This window comes from Pseudomonas sichuanensis, assembly GCF_024749065.1.
Lineage (GTDB): Bacteria > Pseudomonadota > Gammaproteobacteria > Pseudomonadales > Pseudomonadaceae > Aquipseudomonas > Aquipseudomonas sichuanensis.
In genome coordinates, this window is the sequence record NZ_CP087185.1 from 1,553,380 (window position 1) to 1,568,423 (window position 15,044).

General features: G+C 66.0%; 12 protein-coding genes. 6 read left to right on the forward strand and 6 right to left on the reverse strand.

Annotation, left to right across the window (positions count from 1 at the left end; genetic code table 11):
- The first annotated feature begins 130 nt into the window (after positions 1-130).
- Positions 131-967, forward strand: coding sequence for a CvfB family protein (locus LOY51_RS07230; RefSeq protein WP_110992498.1), 837 nt, complete (start codon positions 131-133; stop codon positions 965-967).
- On the opposite strand, the gene LOY51_RS07235 is transcribed toward LOY51_RS07230, so the two are convergent.
- The 5 genes from LOY51_RS07235 to mnmC form a co-directional block, all read right to left on the reverse strand.
- A complete protein-coding gene (locus LOY51_RS07235) occupies positions 968-1,348 on the reverse strand; it encodes a hypothetical protein (protein WP_125857797.1) in 381 nt (126 codons plus the stop codon).
- Between the two features lie 246 nt (positions 1,349-1,594).
- Complete coding sequence (locus tag LOY51_RS07240) at positions 1,595-2,779, reverse strand: osmoprotectant NAGGN system M42 family peptidase (protein ID WP_258645441.1); 1,185 nt, start codon at positions 2,777-2,779, stop codon at positions 1,595-1,597.
- A 156-nt stretch (positions 2,780-2,935) separates the two neighbouring features.
- A complete protein-coding gene (gene ngg, locus LOY51_RS07245; protein WP_125857799.1) occupies positions 2,936-4,681 on the reverse strand; it encodes an N-acetylglutaminylglutamine synthetase in 1,746 nt (581 codons plus the stop codon).
- A gap of 3 nt (positions 4,682-4,684) precedes the next feature.
- The gene (locus LOY51_RS07250) at positions 4,685-6,472 is read right to left on the reverse strand and encodes an N-acetylglutaminylglutamine amidotransferase (RefSeq protein WP_258645444.1); all 1,788 of its coding nucleotides are present in this window, start codon (positions 6,470-6,472) and stop codon (positions 4,685-4,687) included.
- 177 nt (positions 6,473-6,649) lie between these two features.
- Positions 6,650-8,620 carry a bifunctional tRNA (5-methylaminomethyl-2-thiouridine)(34)-methyltransferase MnmC2/FAD-dependent 5-carboxymethylaminomethyl-2-thiouridine(34) oxidoreductase MnmC1 gene (gene mnmC, locus LOY51_RS07255; protein WP_258645446.1) on the reverse strand — a complete coding sequence of 657 codons (1,971 nt, stop codon included), beginning with the start codon at positions 8,618-8,620 and terminating at the stop codon, positions 6,650-6,652.
- Positions 8,621-8,743: 123 nt separating this feature from the next.
- On the opposite strand from mnmC, the gene pap reads away from it, so the two are divergent.
- Both pap and LOY51_RS07265 read left to right on the forward strand, forming a co-directional pair.
- Positions 8,744-10,237 carry a polyphosphate:AMP phosphotransferase gene (pap, locus tag LOY51_RS07260; protein WP_125463089.1) on the forward strand — a complete coding sequence of 498 codons (1,494 nt, stop codon included), beginning with the start codon at positions 8,744-8,746 and terminating at the stop codon, positions 10,235-10,237.
- A 213-nt stretch (positions 10,238-10,450) separates the two neighbouring features.
- A complete protein-coding gene (locus LOY51_RS07265) occupies positions 10,451-11,413 on the forward strand; it encodes a DMT family transporter (RefSeq protein WP_125463090.1) in 963 nt (320 codons plus the stop codon).
- A 103-nt stretch (positions 11,414-11,516) separates the two neighbouring features.
- Here the strand turns inward: LOY51_RS07265 and LOY51_RS07270 are convergent, their stop codons facing one another.
- Positions 11,517-12,911 (reverse strand): class II fumarate hydratase, encoded by a 1,395-nt coding sequence (locus LOY51_RS07270; protein WP_125463091.1) that lies wholly within the window; start codon positions 12,909-12,911, stop codon positions 11,517-11,519.
- Positions 12,912-13,064: 153 nt separating this feature from the next.
- Here LOY51_RS07270 and LOY51_RS07275 point away from each other — a divergent pair, with 153 nt between their 5' ends.
- The 3 genes from LOY51_RS07275 (at position 13,065) to trhO (ending at position 15,042) form a co-directional block, all read left to right on the forward strand.
- Entirely contained in the window at positions 13,065-13,583 is a 519-nt protein-coding gene (locus LOY51_RS07275) for a DUF2059 domain-containing protein (RefSeq protein ID WP_110992507.1), read from the forward strand.
- Between the two features lie 10 nt (positions 13,584-13,593).
- Positions 13,594-13,890: a BolA family protein gene (locus LOY51_RS07280; RefSeq protein ID WP_125857803.1), complete on the forward strand. Its 297-nt coding sequence runs from the start codon at positions 13,594-13,596 to the stop codon at positions 13,888-13,890.
- A 219-nt stretch (positions 13,891-14,109) separates the two neighbouring features.
- A complete protein-coding gene (gene trhO, locus LOY51_RS07285) occupies positions 14,110-15,042 on the forward strand; it encodes an oxygen-dependent tRNA uridine(34) hydroxylase TrhO (RefSeq protein ID WP_258645452.1) in 933 nt (310 codons plus the stop codon).
- Positions 15,043-15,044: the final 2 nt, after the last annotated feature.

Sequence of the window (15,044 nt, forward strand, 5' to 3'; positions counted from 1 at the left end):
ACAGGCTCGGAATGCTCATTTACAACCCGTAAACTCCGCTTCCTCGCCTGTTTTCGCCTTGCCTGATCGCCGCTCGACGACTTTTTGTACAAACCCTAGAATAGCCGCCTTGTCTTGAGGATCTTCACAAATGGCTCTGCTTGGGCGCTACAACAGTTTGCAAATCGTGAAACACGTGGAATTCGGCCTGTACCTGGACGGCGGCGCCGATGGCGAAATCCTGCTGCCACGGCGCTACTTCCCCAAGGGCGCAGAGCTGGAACTCGATGACTGGCTCAACGTGTTCATCTACCTGGACAGCGAAGACCAGCTGATCGCCACCACCGAGAAGCCGAAAATGCAGGTGGGCGAGTTCGCCAGCCTCAAGGTCAAGGACATCAACGGCGCGGGCATCTTCCTCGACTGGGGCCTGTCCAAGGACCTGCTGATGCCGTACTCGGAAGAGTCGCGGCCGCTGAAGATCGGCGACTACTGCGTGGTCCACGCCTACCTGGACAAGCGCACCCGCCGCATCACCGCCACCGCCAAGCTGGATCGCTACCTGGACAACGCCCCGGTCGACTACAAGGTCGGCCAGCCGGTCGAGCTGCTGGTGGCCGGCGAAACGCCGATGGGCTTCAAGGCGATCATCAACAACCGCCACTGGGGCCTGATCCACAAGAACGAGGTGTTCAAGTTCCTGCGTTCAGGCATGCACGAGAAGGGTTTCATCAAGGAAGTGCGCCACGACGGCAAGATCGCCCTGAGCCTGCAGCCGGTGGGCGAAGCGCTGGCCGACGGCCTGCAAGAGCAGATCATGCAGCGCCTGGAAGCGGCTGGTGGCGTGCTGCCGGTGTGCGACAAGAGCGACCCGGCGGTGATCAGCCAGATGTTCAACGTCAGCAAGGGCAACTTCAAGAAGGCCATTGGCGCGTTGTTCAAGCAGGGCAAGATCGTCATCCATGACGACCGGATCGAGCGGGCCTGATCAGGCCTGCACGAAGGTGCGGAAATCCAGTTGCTCGCCACCCGGGCGGGTGTCGCGCAGCAGCGAATCGCGGTCGGCGCTCAGCGCCAGGCTGATGGTGGAGCGGCGCTTGCCGGGGTGGCGTACTTCCATCTGCTCCTGGTGAGCACGGAGGAAGTTGACCGGCACCTTCAGGTGCTGCAGTTCGTCGGTTTCCGGGGTGTGCAGCAACAGGTTGACCCAGTCGGGCTGGCCTTTGCGCAGCAGTGCCACCGGCACTTCGAACCACCACAGGTTGCGCTTGGTGTCGAGGATGGCGAACAGGGTGTTGTCGCTGTCGAGTACCGGGCGGGCCAGCGCTTCGTTGCGCCGGGCGATGGCGGTGGGTTTGTTGATTTTCATGCAGGGTCCTGCGGATTGACGCCAGAAAGGCCTGACATTGTGCGGGGTGGCGCAGGGCGGGGCAAGGTGTGCGATGCGCATTGGCCGCTCCGGCAGTGGGTGTGCAAGTCCACTTAGTGGGCGCAACTGTCTTGTATTGCCTGCACTGGCCTCATCGCTGGCAAGCCAGCTCCCACATTAAGGATGGCGCGGTCCATGTGGGAGCCGGCTTGCCGGCGATGAGGCCCGTGCAGACATCACAAAACCTCAACCTTTGTTACCCACCAGGCTATCCACCGCCGGCACCCGGGTGTCGCTTTCCATCTGTGCATCGTGCTCCAGCTGGTGGCTGAAGCGCTCCAGCGAGGCGTTGGCCGGCTGCGAATCGCTGGCGAACACCGGCGGGCTCAACAGGTAGCCGCAGAGCAGCCGGCTGAGGGCCGCCAGGCTGTCGATATGGGTGCGCTCGTAGCCGTGGGTGGCATCGCAACCGAAGGCCACCAGGGCGGTGCGGATGTCGTGGCCGGCGGTCACCGCCGAATGAGCGTCGCTGAAGTAGTAGCGGAACAGGTCGCGGCGCACCGGCAGGCCCTGGTCGCCAGCCAGCTTCAGCAGGTGGCGCGACAGGTGGTAGTCGTAGGGCCCGGACGAGTCCTGCATGGCCACGCTCACCGCATGTTCGCTGGAGGCCTGGCCGGGGGCAACCGGAGCGATGTCGATACCGACGAACTCGCTGACATCCCAGGGCAGGGCGGCGGCAGCGCCCGAGCCGGTTTCCTCGGTGATGGTGAACAGTGGGTGGCAGTCGATCAATGGCTGCCGGCCGCTTTCCACCACCGCCTTGAGCGCTGCCAGCAGCGCCGCCACGCCGGCCTTGTCGTCCAGGTGACGGGCGCTGATATGGCCGCTTTCGGTGAACTCCGGCAGCGGGTCGAAGGCGACGAAATCACCGATGGCTATGCCCAGCGCCTCGCAGTCGGCGCGGGTGGTGCAGTAGGCGTCCAGGCGCACTTCCACGTGTTCCCAACTGATCGGCATCTGGTCGATGGCGGTGTTGAAGGCGTGCCCGCTGGCCATCAGCGGCAGCACGCTGCCGCGGTATACGCCGGTATCGGTGAACACGCTGACCCGGCTGCCTTCGGCGAAGCGGCTCGACCAGCAGCCCACGGCCGCCAGCGCCAGCCGGCCGTTGTCCTGCAACTGGCGCACGCTGGCGCCGATGGTGTCCAGGTGCGCGCTGACGGCTCGGTCCGGCGAGCTTTGCCGGCCCTTGAGCGTGGCGCGGATGGTGCCGCGACGGGTCAGTTCGAAGGGGATGCCCAGTTCGTCCAGGCGTTCGGCGACATAGCGCACGATGGTGTCGGTGAAACCGGTGGGGCTGGGGATGGCGAGCATTTCCAGCAAGACTTTCTTCAGGTAGTCGAGATCAGGTTCGGGGTGTCGATCGGTCATGAGTACTCCTTGGTTCCTGTGCCGGCCTCTTCGCGGGTAAATCGCATCGGCGCACCGCCGCTCCCACAGGTACGTCGCCGCCTTCAAGGAGGGCGAAGTCCCTGTGGGAGCGGCGGTGCGCCGATGCGATTTACCCGCGAAGAGGCCTTTGCAGGCTTACGCCGGCGCGCGGCTATGGGCGAACAGCAAATCGACAAAGCGCTCAGCCGTGGGCTGCGGTTCATGGTTGGCCAGCCCCGCGCGTTCATTGGCCTCGATGATCACGTAATCCGGCTGCTCGGCAGCACGCACCATGAAGTCGAGCCCCACCACCGGGATTTCCAGCGCCCGCGCAGCCCGCACAGCGGCATCGGCCAGCACCGGGTGCAGGCGTTCGGTCACGTCTTCCAACGTCCCCCCGGTATGCAGGTTGGCGGTGCGTCGCACGGCCAGGCGCTGGCCGGCCGGCAGTACATGGTCGTAGCCAACGCCCGCCGCCTTGAGCGTGCGTTCGGTCTCGTCATCGAGCGGGATGCGGCTCTCGCCGCCGGTGGCGGCCTGGCGCCGGCGGCTCTGGGCCTCGATCAGCGCGCGCAGGCTGTGCTTGCCGTCGCCGATCACCTGGGCCGGGTGGCGGATGGCCGCGGCCACCACCTCGTAGCCGATCACCAGGATGCGCAGGTCGCTGCCCGGGTGGTAGCTTTCCAGCAACACGCGGCTGTCGAAGCGCCGGGCTTGTTCCACCGCCTGGCCGACGTCGTCGATGCAGGTCAGGTTCACGGCCACGCCCTGGCCTTGCTCACCGTCCACCGGCTTGACCACCACCGCGCCATGCTCGTCGAGAAACGCCAGATTGTCGTCGGCGTTGCCCGCCAGTTGCTGCGCCGGCACCTGCAGGCCGGCGTCGTGCAGCACCTGGCGGGTCAGGCGCTTGTCCTGGCACAGGGTCATACTCACGGCACTGGTCAGGTCGCTGAGCGACTCGCGGCAGCGGATGCGTCGGCCGCCCAGGCACAGGGTGAACAGCCCGGCGGCGGCATCGTCCACCTGCACCTCGATGCCGCGGCGCAACGCTTCATCGACGATGATCCGCGCATAGGGGTTGAGCCCGGCCTCGGGGCCGGGGCCCAGGAACAGCGGCTGGTTGATGCCGTTCCTGCGCTTGACCGCGAAGGTCGGCAGGTTACGAAACCCCAGCTTCTGGTACAGGCGCTTGGCCTGGCGGTTGTCGTGCAGCACCGACAGGTCGAGGCAGGCCAGCCCGCGGCTCATGAAGTGCTCGATCAGGTGGCGCACCAGCACCTCGCCGACGCCGGGGCGGGTGCAGTGTGGATCGACCGCCAGGCACCACAGGCTGCTGCCGTGTTCGGGGTCGTCGAAGGCCTTGTTGTGGTTCAGGCCCATGACGCTGCCGATCACCGCGTGGCTGTCTTCGTCCTCGGCCAGCCAGTACACCGGGCCACCGAGGTGGTGTGGGGTCAGCAGGTCGGGGTCCAGCGCCAGCATGCCGCGGGCCTGGTACAGCGCGTTGACCGCCTGCCAGTCCGCCGGGCTCTGCGCACGGCGAATGCGAAAGCCACGGAACACCCGCTGCGCCGGGCGGTAGTCGGTGAACCACAGGCGCAGGGTGTCGGACGGGTCGAGGAACAGCTGCTGCGGCGCCCGGGCCAGCACCTGCTGCGGCGCGGCCACGTACAGGGCGATGTCGCGCTCGCCGGCACGCTCTTGCAGCAGGGCGTCGGCCAGGCTGGCCGGGTCGGGGTAGGTGTGCCCGATCAGCAGGCGGCCCCAGCCACAGTGCACTGCGCGGGGTTGGTCGTGGGGTTCGCTGCCGTCACCGGCCAGGCGCGCCTGCAGGCGTTCGTAGGACGGCGCCTGGCCGCGCAACAGGCGCTGGCCATAGGCGATTTCGTGGGCTTTCATCGATCAGATTCCTTGTTCGCTGAGCCACAGGTTCAGCGCTGCCAGCTGCCACAGCTTGGAGCCGCGCAGCGGGGTGAGCTGGCCATGGGGGTTGCTCAGCAGGCGGTCGAGCATCGCCGGGTTGAACAGGCCGCGGTCCTGGCTGGGGTCGGTCAGCAGCTCGCGCACCCAGCCCAGGGTCGCGCCCTCCAGGTGCTTGAGCCCGGGCACCGGGAAGTAGCCCTTCTTGCGGTCGATCACTTCGTGGGGGATGACCCGCCGTGCCGCCTGCTTGAGCACCTGCTTGCCGCCATCGGGCAGCTTGAAGCGCGCCGGGATGCGCGCCGACAGCTCGACCAGGCGGTAGTCGAGGAACGGGGTGCGCGCCTCCAGGCCCCAGGCCATGGTCATGTTGTCCACCCGTTTGACCGGGTCGTCGACCAGCATCACCGTGCTGTCCAGGCGCAGCGCCTTGTCCACCGCGTCCGGCGCACCAGGGCGGGCGAAGTGCTCGCGGACGAAGTCGCCAGCGGCGTCGTTGTCCAGCAGCCAGGGGGCCTGCACGGTGTCGCGGTATTCGCCGTGGCTGCGGTCGAAGAAGGCTTCGCGGTAGGCCGCGAACGGGTCCTGCGCGCCATCCACCTGCGGGTACCAGTGGTAGCCGGCGAACAGCTCGTCGGCGCCCTGGCCGCTCTGCACGCCCTTGCAGTGCCTGGCCACTTCCCGCGACAACAGATAGAAGGCGATGCAGTCATGGCTGACCATCGGCTCGCTCATGGCCCGGAACGCCGCCGGCAACTGCTCGATGATCTCGTGCTCGGCGATGCGCAACTGGTGGTGGCGGGTGCCGTAATGGCGGGCGATCAGGTCGGAGTACTGGAATTCGTCGCCGCGCTCGCCACCGGCATCCTCGAAACCGATGGAAAAGGTCGACAGATCGTCGACCCCGGCTTCACGCAGCAGGCCGACCAGCAGGCTCGAATCGACTCCGCCGGACAACAGCACGCCAACGTCCACCGCCGCGCGCTGGCGGATCGCCACGGCGTCGCGGGTGGCGTCGAGCACCCGGGTGGTCCAGGCCTCCAGGTCCAGTTCCTGCTCATCGGGGTTGGCCCCGTAGTGCAGTTGCCACCAAGTCTGACGCTCGACTTCGCCGTGGCGGTCGATGCGCATCCAGGTGCCGGGTTCGAGCTTCTGCACGTTGGCCAGCAGGGTGCGCGGCGCCGGCACCACGGCGTGGAAGTTGAGGTAGTGGTTGAGCGCCACCGGGTCGAGCACAGGGTCGATGTCGCCGCCCTTGAGCAGCGCCGGCAGCGTCGAGGCGAAGCGCAGGCGTTCGCCGTTGCGCGACAGGTACAGCGGCTTGACGCCGAGGCGGTCGCGGGCCAGGAACAGGCGCTGGTTGTCGCGTTCCCAGATGGCCAGGGCGAACATGCCGTTGAGCTTGGGCAACAGCGCTGCGCCCCAGGCGTGGTAGCCCTTGAGCAGCACCTCGGTGTCGCCATCGGAGTGGAAGCGGTAGCCCAGCGCCTGCAGTTCCTCGCGCAGTTCGGGGAAGTTGTAGATGGCGCCGTTGAAGGCCAGGGCCAGGCCGAGGGGGTTGTCGACCATCGGCTGCGCCGAGTTGTCGGACAGGTCCATGATCTTCAGCCGGCGGTGGCCGAGGGCGATCGGGCCCTGGCTATGGAAGCCCCAGGCGTCCGGGCCGCGGGGCGCCAGGTGGTGGGTGATGCGCTCCACGGCGGCGAGGTCCGCCGGGCGAGGGGCTTGGTCGAAGGGGGTGAAACGTAACTCTCCTGCTAATCCGCACATAAGTCCTTACCGGTTTTGCCGTTGGGGAAGGTGCCCAAAAATCGGGGCACTTAGGTAGGGACCGGGGTGGGTTGTGAGAGTTTTAGATCAATCTGTTATATGGCCTGGGTGGCCATCGCGGGGCAAGCCCGCTCCCACGCAACCACGTGGGAGCGGGCTTGCCCCGCGATGCTTTGGTCATTTACCGCGAATCAACCGGCGCAACGCGAACCGGTTCGGGTGGCAGGCCTCGGCCACTGCTCGGGGCACCGGCAACGGCTCACCACTGACCCACGCCGCAATCAGCTCCCCAGACAGCGGTGCGGTGATCAACCCACGCGAGCCATGCCCGCTGTTCACATACAGGCCCTCAAGCCACGGGCAGGCGATATCCGGCACCTGCCGCGCGTCCCTGGCCAGCACGGCATAGGCCTCATTGAACGCCTCGGTGTCCGCCACCGGCCCGACGATGGGCAGGTAATCCGGGCTGGTGCAACGGAACGCCGCGCGACCTTGCAGTTGCTCGACAGCGAGCTTGCCGACGGCCAATCGCCCGGCCAGGTCAGTGGAAATCTCGTCCAGCAGCGCCAGGTTGCCCTTGTGCTCGGCGAGGGTGGGCGTGGTGCCCTGGCTGTGGAAGTCGAAGCTGGCGCCCAGGGTGTGCTCATCGCCTCGTGGCGGCGCCACATAGCCTTCGGCGCACACCACCGTTTGCAATGCCCGGCTGGCCTCGGTGGCCGGCAAGCGGGTGATCTGCCCGCGAATGCGCTTGAGCGGCAGCCCGGCGCAGGCCGGGAAGTTGCGTACCTCGGCGGCACCGGCCAGCACCACCAGCGGCGCGCTGGCCAGCAGGCGTTCGCCGTCCCAGGCCTGCCACAGGCCATCGGCCTTGCGCAGTTCGAGCACATTGGCGTGGCTCAGCAGGCGGATACGCGGATGGCCGAGTTGCGCCTGGCACAGCGCGGGCGGGTGCACCCAGCCACCTTCGGGGTAGAACAGGCCGCCAGCGGGCAGGGCAACGCCGGCGACGGCTTGGGCCTGGTCGCGGTCCAGCACCCGCAGCAGGCTGCTGTCGAACGCAGCCGCCAGTTTGGCCTGGCGCTCGGCCTCTTTGTCGTCGAAGGCCAGTTGCAATACCCCGCAGCCATCCCAGGCCTGGCCGCGTTGCAGGCGCTGCAGCCAGCGGCGGGTGTAGCCAAAGCCGGCAAGGATCATCTGCGACAGCGCCGTGCCATGGGCGGACAGCTTGAGGTAGAGCACGCCTTGCGGGTTGCCCGAGGCTTCCTGCGCCGGGCCGTCGTGGCGTTCCAGCACGCTGACTTGCCAGCCGCGTGCGGCCAGGCTGGCGGCGGTGGCACTGCCGGCCAGGCCGGCGCCGATCACCAGGGCTTCGCGCGGGCCGGGTGGTGCGGCCGGGCGGGCGTACCAGGGGGCGGGCAGGGCCGCCGGTTCGGCGCTGTAGTGGCCATGCATCACTTCCCATTTCTTGCCCAGCCCCGGCACCTTCTTCATGGTGAATCCGGCCTCGACCAGCGACCGGCGAACCCAGCCGGTGGTGGTGAAGGTGCCGAGGGTGGTGCCGGCGTGCGACAGGCGTGCCAGCTGGGCGAACAGCTCGGGGGTCCACATGTCCGGGTTTTTCGCCGGGGCGAAGCCGTCGAGGAACCAGGCATCGATGCGCGCGTCGAGCTGCGGCAACTGCTCCAGGGCATCGCCGATCATCAGCGTCAGGGTCACCCGGCCGCCATCGAGGCTGAACTGCTGGAAGCCTGGGTGGATGGCCACGTACTGCTCGAGCAGCGGGCCGGTGAAGGCCGCGAACTGTGGCCACAGCTGCATGGCCCGCGCCAGGTCGTCACGGGTCAGCGGGTACTTCTCGACACTGACGAAATGCAGGCGGGCATCGGCATGGGCCAGCTCGTCGAACAGTTGCCAGGCACAGAAAAAATTCATGCCGGTGCCGAAGCCGGTCTCGCCGATCACCAGGCAGGCGTGTGGCGGCAGTTCGGCGAAGCGTTGACGCAGGCGGTTCTGCTCGATGAACACATGCACGGTTTCGTCGATGCCTTCTTCCCTGGAGAAATATACATCGTCGTATTGGCGCGAGTGGGGGCGGCCCTGGTCGTCCCAGTCGATCTGGGCATGCAGGGAGAGGGGTGAGTCAGACATGGTCGTATTAAGCCGCAAGTTGCAAGCTTCAAGCTGCAAGATAAAAGCGGATAGTCGCACGCGCCGCTTTTTCTTGCAGCTTGAAGCTTGTAGCTTGTAGCTGATCCATTGAAGGAGCCCAGCATGTTCGAATCCGCGGAAATCGGTCACAGCATCGACAAGGACACCTACGAGGCCGAAGTGCCCGCCCTGCGCGAGGCGTTGCTCGAAGCCCAGTACGACCTCAAGCAGCAGGGGCGTTTCCCGGTGATCGTGCTGATCAACGGCATCGAGGGCGCCGGCAAGGGCGAGACGGTCAAGCTGCTCAATGAGTGGATGGATCCGCGCCTGATCGAGGTGCGCACCTTCGACCAGCAGACTGACGAAGAGCTGGCCCGCCCGCCGGCCTGGCGCTACTGGCGGGCCCTGCCGCCGAAAGGGCGCATGGGCGTGTTCTTCGGCAACTGGTACAGCCAGATGCTCGAAGGTCGGGTGCATGGCCAGTTCAAGGACGCCGTGCTCGACCAGGCCATCGCCGGGGCCGAGCGCCTGGAGCAGATGCTGTGCGACGAAGGCGCGCTGATCATCAAGTTCTGGTTCCACCTGTCCAAGAAGCAGATGAAGGCGCGGCTCAAGGCGCTGAAGGACGACCCGCTGCACAACTGGCGGATCAGCCCGCTGGACTGGCAGCAATCGGAAACCTACGACCGTTTCGTGCGCTTCGGCGAGCGGGTGCTGCGCCGCACCAGCCGCGACTATGCGCCCTGGCATGTGGTCGAGGGCTTCGACCCGCATTACCGCAGCCTGGCGGTGGGGCGCATCCTGCTGGAAAGCCTGCAGGCTGCGCTGGCCAACAACCCCAAGGGCAAGCATCAGGGCAATGTGGCGCCGCTCGGGCGCGCCATCGACCAGAAGAGCCTGCTCGGGGCGTTGGACCTGACCTTGCGCCTGGACAAACGCGACTACGAAGAACAGCTGGTTACCGAGCAGGCGCGCCTGGCCGGCCTGCTGCGCAACAAGCACATGCGCCGGCATGCGCTGGTGGCGGTGTTCGAAGGCAATGACGCCGCGGGCAAGGGCGGGGCGATCCGCCGGGTGGCGGCGGCGCTTGACCCGCGGCAGTACCGGATCGTGCCGGTGGCCGCGCCCACCGAGGAGGAGCGCGCCCAGCCTTACCTGTGGCGCTTCTGGCGGCACATTCCGGCGCGCGGCAAGTTCACCATCTTCGACCGCTCCTGGTACGGGCGGGTGCTGGTGGAGCGGGTCGAGGGCTTCTGCAGCCCGGCCGACTGGATGCGCGCCTATGGCGAGATCAACGACTTCGAGGAGCAACTGCGCAACGCCGGGGTGGTGGTGGTCAAGTTCTGGTTGTCCATCGACCAGCAGACCCAGCTTGAGCGTTTCGAGGAGCGCGAGCAGATCCCGTTCAAACGCTACAAGATCACCGAGGAAGACTGGCGCAACCGCGACAAGTGGGACCTCTACAGCGAAGCGGTGGGCGACATGGTCGACCGCACCAGCACCGAGATCGCGCCGTGGACGCTGGTGGAGGCCAATGACAAGCGCTGGGCGCGGGTGAAGGTGCTGCGCACCATCAATGAGGCGCTGGAAGCGGCGTTTGCCCGGCATAAGAAATGAATCAGCGGCAAGTGCCAGCTTTAAGTTTCAAGTAAAAGCGGCTCGGCGCAGGGCCGCAATTCTTGAAGCTTGTGGCTTGTAGCTTGCCGCTGGGGGGCAACCATGCCCCCCGGGAATGACCTGATGAATTCTTTTCCCGCAACCCGTCCTCGGCCCTGTGCCGCAACCCCTTAGAATCCAGTTACCCCCACCACGGGCCTGATCGAGGACACCATGCACATCACTTCCGGCCGTTGGGTTTTCGGCCTGCTGCTCGCCCTGTTGACCGCGCTGCTATGGGGCATCTTGCCAATCAAGCTCAAGCAGGTACTGCAAGTGATGGACCCGGTGACCGTCACCTGGTACCGCCTTGCGGTGTCCGGTGGGCTGCTGTTCGCCTGGCTGGCGGCCCGTCGACGCCTGCCGTCGTTCGGTCGGCTGGGCGGCAAGGGCAAACTGCTGATGCTGGTCGCCATCGGCGGGCTGCTGGGTAACTATGTGCTGTACCTGATCGGCCTGAAGCTGCTCAGCCCCGGTACCGCGCAGTTGGTGGTGCAACTGGGGCCGGTGTTGTTGCTGGTGGCCAGTGTGTTCGTGTTCAAGGAGCGCTTCAGCCTGGGGCAGGGCATTGGCCTGGTGGTGCTGTTGGCGGGCTTCGGGCTGTTCTTCAACCAGCGCCTGGAAGAATTGCTGACCTCGTTGGGTGCCTACACCACCGGGGTGTTGACCATCCTGTTGGCCACCAGCATCTGGGTGTTCTACGCCCTGAGCCAGAAGCAACTGCTGACGGTGTGGGGTTCGCAGCAGGTGATGATGGTGATGTACCTGGGCTGCGCCCTGCTGCTGACGCCCTGGGTACACCCACTGGAGGCCCTGCAGTTGAGCCCATTGCAGGGTTGGTTGCTGCTGGCGTGCTGCCTCAACACGCTGGTGGCCTATGGCGCCTTCGCCGAAGCCCTGGCGCACTGGGAGGCCTCGCGGGTGAGCGCGACCTTGGCGTTGACGCCTTTGGTCACTTTCATTGCGGTGGCGATCGCGGCCTGGGCCTGGCCGGAATACGTGCATGCCGAGGATATCAATGCGCTGGGGTATCTCGGGGCGGTGACGGTGGTGCTGGGGTCGGCGCTGGTGGCGTTGGGGCCATCGCTGGTGGCGGGGTGGAAGGCGCGGCGGGCGCGGACAGTGCAGGCTCACTGAGCATCGGTGCTGGCTTCATCGCCGGCAAGCCGGCTCCCACAGATTGGACGCGAAACCCTGTGGGAGCCGGCTTGCCGGCGATGAAGCCAGCGCGGTCAATCGATCAGCCCTTGCCGCCTGGCGCCAGCATGTTCTCCGGCCTTACCCACTGGTCGAACTGCTCGTTGGTCAGGTACTTCAACTCCAGTGCCGCCTCGCGCAGGGTCTTGCCTTCGCTGTAGGCCTTCTTGGCAATTTCCGCGGCCTTGTCATAACCGATGTGCGGGTTGAGCGCCGTCACCAGCATCAGCCCGCGCTCCAGGTGCTCGGCCATCTGCTCGGCGTCGGGCTCGATACCGGCCACGCAGTGCTGCTGGAAGTTGCTGCAGCCATCGGCCAGCAGCTCGATCGACTGCAGCAGGTTGTGGATGATCACCGGCTTGAAAACGTTCAACTGCAGGTGACCCTGGCTTGCGGCAAAGCCGATTGCCGCGTCGTTGCCCAGCACCTGGCAGGCCAGCATCGACAGCGCCTCGCACTGGGTCGGGTTGACCTTGCCGGGCATGATCGAGCTGCCGGGCTCGTTGGCCGGCAGGCGGACTTCGGCCAGCCCCGCGCGCGGTCCGGAACCAAGCAGGCGCAGGTCGTTGGCAATCTTCATCAGCGCCACCGCCAGGGTTTTCAGCGCGCCTGCCAGGCTGGTCAGCGGCTCGTGGCCGGCGAGGGCGGCGAACTTGTTCGGTGCGGTGATGAAGGGCAGGCCGGAGAGTGCTGCCAGCTCGGCGGCGATGGCCTCGGCAAAACCATGCGGGGCGTTGAGCCCGGTGCCCACCGCCGTACCGCCCTGGGCCAGCTCGCAGACCGCCGGCAAGGTGGCGCGGATGGCGCGCTGGGCATAGTCGAGCTGGGCGACGAAGGCCGAGACTTCCTGGCCGAAAGTGATCGGTGTGGCGTCCATCATGTGCGTGCGGCCGGTCTTGACCAGCTTCTGGTGGCGCGCCGACAGCTCGGCCAGCCCGGATGACAGCTCGGCGATGGCCGGCAGCAGTTTGTGCTGCACGGCCTGGGCGGCGGCGATGTGCATGGCGGTGGGGAAGCAGTCGTTGGAGCTTTGCGAACGGTTGACGTGATCGTTGGGGTGGACCGGCACCTTGCCGCCACGACCTTTGCCGGCCAGCTCGTTGGCGCGCCCGGCGATCACCTCGTTGACGTTCATGTTGCTCTGGGTGCCGCTGCCGGTCTGCCAGACCACCAGCGGGAATTGATCGTCGTGCTCGCCGTCGAGCACTTCGTCGGCGGCCTGCTCGATCAGCCGGGCGATGTCGGCGGGCAGGTCGCCGTTGCGGTCGTTCACCCGCGCCGCGGCTTTCTTGACCAGCGCCAGGGCGTGCAGCACCGCGAGGGGCATGCGTTCCTTGCCTATGGCGAAGTTGATCAGCGAGCGCTGGGTCTGCGCGCCCCAGTAGGCGTGCTCCGGAACTTCCACCGGGCCCAGGCTGTCTGTCTCGATACGGCTCATGCTGCGCTCACTCCTTTGTAGTCCGAATTCGCAGTTTAGGCCCTGATTCGACCAAGCGGTTCCCACGCTCGTCGTAGCCCTTGAGCACTTCGCCATCACAGCGCAGAATGCTCTACTCTGAGGTACCCGCCTCCCTTTCTTGAAGGAAATGCAATGACCCGTCTCCGTGTCCTCTGTGCCGCCGTAGCCCTGGTCTGTGCCAGCGGCCAGGTACTCGCTGCCACCCCCAGCCACAATGCCGCCGCCGAGAAATTCCTGACCCTGGCCAACGCCGACAAGCTGGGCACGCCGGTGTACATGCAGGTCCAGCAGATGTTCGCCCAGCGCTTCGAGCAGACCAAGGCGCCGGCCTCCAAGAAAACCGTACTCGACAGCTACCAGGCCAAGGCCAACGCCGCCCTGGACAACGCCATCGGCTGGAAGAAGCTCAAGCCGAAGATGGTCGACCTGTATACCGCTACCTTCACCGAGGGCGAGCTGAACGACCTGGTCAAGTTCTACGAGTCGCCGCTGGGCAAGAAAGTCCTGCGCGAAATGCCCAAGGTCACCCAGCAGTCGGCCCAGCTCACCCAGCAGAGCCTCGAGCCTGCGGTACCGGTGGTCAACAAGCTGCTCGACGACATGACCAAGGAACTCGACCCGAACGCCGGCAAGGCCCCGGCCAAGAAGTGAGCCCATCGCGATGAGCATGCAGCAACGCATCGAACAGCAACTGGCGCCGCTGGGCACCGCGCACCTTGAAGTGCTCAACGAAAGCCACATGCACAGCCGTGGCCAGGAGACGCACTACAAGGCGGTGCTGGTCAGCGAGCAGTTCGCCGGGCTGAACAGCGTCAAGCGTCACCAGAAGGTCTACGCCACCATGGCTGAGCTGATGGGCGAGATTCACGCCCTGGCCATTCACACCTACACCCCCGACGAGTGGGCGCAGGTGGGCAGTGCGCCGGCTTCGCCGGTGTGTGCGGGCGGCGGGCACTGAATCCTTTCCGTCGTTCTGGTACACTTCGCGACATTCCCTAGGGGGCCGCTGTGCGGCCCATCGCCGGCAAGCCGGCTCCCACAGGTACGGCGCCTCTCTTGAGGCATGCGCCCGACCTGTGGGAGCCGGCTTGCCGGCGATGGGCTGCGCAGCCGCCCCTTTGTTCTTGTAGACCCCGGTCCGCCCCTTACGAGGGCAACCACCTGGAGATTCAACGCAATGAGCCAACCGATCGTCGTGGCGGCGCTGTACAAGTTCGTCACCCTGGAAGACTACCTCGAGCTGCGCGAGCCGCTGCTCAACGCCATGCTCGAAAACGGCGTCAAAGGCACCCTGCTGCTGGCCCATGAAGGCATCAACGGCACCGTGTCGGCCACCCGTGAAGGCATCGACGGGCTGCTGGCCTGGCTGCGCAACGACCCGCGTCTGGTGGACGTTGACCATAAAGAGTCGTACTGCGACGAGCAGCCGTTCTACCGCACCAAGGTCAAGCTCAAGAAAGAGATCGTCACCCTCGGCGTGCCGGGCGTGGACCCGAACAAGGCAGTGGGCACCTACGTCGATCCGAAAGACTGGAATGCCCTGATCAGCGACCCTGAAGTGCTGCTGATCGACACCCGCAACGACTACGAAGTGGCCATCGGCACCTTCAAGGGCGCCATCGACCCGAAGACCGAGACCTTCCGCGAGTTCCCCGAATACATCAAGGCCAACTTCGACCCCAGCAAGCACAAGAAGGTGGCCATGTTCTGCACCGGTGGCATCCGTTGCGAAAAAGCCTCGAGCTACATGCTCGGTGAGGGCTATGAAGCGGTCTATCATCTCAAGGGCGGCATCCTGAAATACTTCGAGGAAGTACCTCAGGAAGAAAGCCTGTGGGACGGCGACTGCTTCGTCTTCGACAACCGGGTCACCGTGCGTCATGACCTGAGTGAGGGCGAGTACGACCAGTGCCACGCTTGCCGCCACCCGGTCGATGCGAAGGACCGCGAGTCCGAGCACTATTCGCCAGGCGTGAGCTGCCCGCATTGCTGGGACAACCTGAGCGAGAAGACCCGGCGCAGCGCCATCGACCGCCAGAAGCAGATCGAGCTGGCCAAGGCGCGCAACCAGCCGCACCCGATCGGTTTCAACTACAAAGCCGAGGCCTGATG

Coding starts and splice junctions, on each gene's coding strand:
- LOY51_RS07230 (WP_110992498.1), top strand. CDS start 131: ATGGCTCTGCTTGGGCGCTACAACAGTTTGCAAATCGTGAAACACGTG.
- LOY51_RS07235 (WP_125857797.1), bottom strand. CDS start 1,348: ATGAAAATCAACAAACCCACCGCCATCGCCCGGCGCAACGAAGCGCTG.
- LOY51_RS07240 (WP_258645441.1), bottom strand. CDS start 2,779: ATGACCGATCGACACCCCGAACCTGATCTCGACTACCTGAAGAAAGTC.
- ngg (WP_125857799.1), bottom strand. CDS start 4,681: ATGAAAGCCCACGAAATCGCCTATGGCCAGCGCCTGTTGCGCGGCCAG.
- LOY51_RS07250 (WP_258645444.1), bottom strand. CDS start 6,472: ATGTGCGGATTAGCAGGAGAGTTACGTTTCACCCCCTTCGACCAAGCC.
- mnmC (WP_258645446.1), bottom strand. CDS start 8,620: ATGTCTGACTCACCCCTCTCCCTGCATGCCCAGATCGACTGGGACGAC.
- pap (WP_125463089.1), top strand. CDS start 8,744: ATGTTCGAATCCGCGGAAATCGGTCACAGCATCGACAAGGACACCTAC.
- LOY51_RS07265 (WP_125463090.1), top strand. CDS start 10,451: ATGCACATCACTTCCGGCCGTTGGGTTTTCGGCCTGCTGCTCGCCCTG.
- LOY51_RS07270 (WP_125463091.1), bottom strand. CDS start 12,911: ATGAGCCGTATCGAGACAGACAGCCTGGGCCCGGTGGAAGTTCCGGAG.
- LOY51_RS07275 (WP_110992507.1), top strand. CDS start 13,065: ATGACCCGTCTCCGTGTCCTCTGTGCCGCCGTAGCCCTGGTCTGTGCC.
- LOY51_RS07280 (WP_125857803.1), top strand. CDS start 13,594: ATGAGCATGCAGCAACGCATCGAACAGCAACTGGCGCCGCTGGGCACC.
- trhO (WP_258645452.1), top strand. CDS start 14,110: ATGAGCCAACCGATCGTCGTGGCGGCGCTGTACAAGTTCGTCACCCTG.